We start from the raw sequence: 2,607 nt of genomic DNA on the forward strand, positions 1-2,607 counted from the left end.
GTCCGAATGGGGGAACCCAGCCCGAGTCATTTCGGGTTGCCGCCGCTTGAATGTATAGGGCGGTCGGTGGCAACGCGGGGAAGTGAAACATCTCAGTACCCGCAGGAAGAGAAAACAACAGTGATTCCCTGAGTAGTGGTGAGCGAAAGGGGATGGTGGCTAAACCGCGGGCGTGTGAGAGACGGCGGTCGTTGCGTTCGCGGGGTTGTGGGGTGCATCTTGTCCGGTCTGCCGGCCGGGCGCGTTTGCTCGTTCTTCTAGCCGAAGCCGTTGGGAAGCGGTGCCGTAGTGGGTGAGAGTCCCGTAGGTGAAGGAAGAGCGGGGGCGTTGGTGCTTCCCCGAGTAGCGCGGAGCCCGTGAAACTCTGTGTGAATCTGGCAGGACCACCTGCTAAGCCTGAATACGTCCTGGTGACCGATAGTGCACTAGTACCGTGAGGGAAAGGTGAAAAGTGCCCCGGTGAGGGGTCGTGAAATAGTACCTGAAACCGTGTGCTGTCAAGCCGTCAGAGCTCTTTTTTGGGTGATGGCGTGCTTTTTGAAGAATGAGCCTGCGAGTTATGGTGGGTGGCGAGGTTAACCCGGGTGGGGCAGCCGTAGCGAAAGCGAGTCTGAATAGGGCGTTCTGAGTCGCATGCTGTAGACCCGAAGCGGAGTGATCTACCCATGGCCAGGGTGAAGCGGCTGTAAGAGGTCGTGGAGGCCCGAACCCACCAGGGTTGAAAACCTGGGGGATGAGCTGTGGGTAGGGGTGAAAGGCCAATCAAACTCCGTGATAGCTGGTTCTCCCCGAAATGCATTTAGGTGCAGCGTCGCGTGTTGCCTGCCGGAGGTAGAGCTACTGTTTGGCTGATGGGCCCGACAAGGTTACTGATGTCAGATAAACTCCGAATGCCGGTTCGGTTCAGCGCGGCAGTGAGACTGCGGGGGATAATCTTCGTGGTCGAGAGGGAAACAACCCAGATCATCGGCTAAGGCCCCTAAGCGTGTGCTAAGTGGGAAAGGTTGTGGAGTTGCTGAGACAACCAGGAGGTTGGCTTAGAAGCAGCCATCCTTTAAAGAGTGCGTAATAGCTCACTGGTCAAGTGATTCTGCGCCGATAATGTAGCGGGGCTGAAGTGCACCGCCGAAGCCGTGGGGCCCGGACGTTGTGTCCGGGTTGGTAGGGGAGCGTCGTGCGTTCGGTGAAGCGGCCGGGTGACCGTGTCGTGGAGGGCGTGCGAGTGAGAATGCAGGCATGAGTAGCGATACCGGAGTGAGAAACTCCGGCGCCGATTGACCAAGGGTTCCTGGGGCAGGTTAATCCGCCCAGGGTGAGTCTGGACCTAAGGCGAGGCCGACAGGCGTAGTCGATGGATAACGGGTTGATATTCCCGTACCCGTCCGTGCGCGTCCATACCGGGGCCTTTGATGCTAACCACCACCGAAGCCTTGCTTCGCCTTCGGGTGTTGCTTGGTGGAGGCGTGGGACCCGATTTGGTAGTAGGTAAGCGATGGGGTGACGCAGTGGGGTAGCCCTACCCGGCGGTGGTTGTCCGGGGGTAAGCGTGTAGCCCGGGGTGCAGGTAAATCCGTGCCCCATGGTGGGTGAGGCGTGATGCCGAGCCGTTTTTGGTGAAGTGGGTGATCCCGTGCTGTCGAGAAAAGCCTCTAGTGAGTTCGCGGGCGGCCAGTACCCTAAACCGACGCAGGTGGTCAGGTAGAGTATACCGAGGCGTTCGGGTGAACCGTGGTTAAGGAACTCGGCAAATTGTCCCCGTAACCTTGGGAGAAGGGGAGCCCTGTCCGGTGATGGAACTTTGCTTTCTGAGCTGGGCGGGGTCGCAGATACCAGGGGGAAGCGACTGTTTATTAAAAACACAGGTCCGTGCTAAGTCGTAAGACGCTGTATACGGACTGACGCCTGCCCGGTGCCGGAACGTTAAGAGGACCGGTTAGACGCCTTTGGGTGTCGAGGCTGGGAATCTAAGCGCCGGTAAACGGCGGTGGTAACTATAACCATCCTAAGGTAGCGAAATTCCTTGTCGGGTAAGTTCCGACCTGCACGAATGGCGTAACGACTTCCCCGCTGTCTCAACCGCGGGCCCGGTGAAATTGCAGTACGAGTAAAGATGCTCGTTTCGCGCAGCAGGACGGAAAGACCCCGGGACCTTCACTATAGCTTGACATTGGTGTTTGGGATGGTTTGTGTAGGATAGGTGGGAGCCGGTGAAGCGGTCACGCTAGTGGTCGTGGAGGCGTTGGTGAAATACCACTCTGACTGTTTCGGGCATCTAACCTGGGGCCGTGATCCGGTTCGGGGACAGTGTCTGGTGGGTAGTTTAACTGGGGCGGTTGCCTCCTAAAGGGTAACGGAGGCGCCCAAAGGTTCCCTCATCCTGGTTGGCAATCAGGTGTCGAGTGTAAGTGCACAAGGGAGCTTGACTGTGAGACGGACGTGTCGAGCAGGTGCGAAAGCAGGGACTAGTGATCCGGCACCGGCGTGTGGAAGCGGTGTCGCTCAACGGCTAAAAGGTACCCCGGGGATAACAGGCTGATCTTCCCCAAGAGTCCGTATCGACGGGATGGTTTGGCACCTCGATGTCGGCTCGTCGCATCCTGGGGCTGG

Annotated in this window: 1 rRNA gene; it reads left to right on the plus strand. The window is 58.4% G+C overall.

The annotated features are described in order from the left end of the window. Positions 1-2,607, plus strand: a 23S ribosomal RNA gene (locus D450_RS0128940); the annotation flags it as partial.

The organism is Nocardiopsis halophila DSM 44494 (assembly GCF_000341245.1).
Lineage (GTDB): Bacteria > Actinomycetota > Actinomycetes > Streptosporangiales > Streptosporangiaceae > Nocardiopsis_A > Nocardiopsis_A halophila.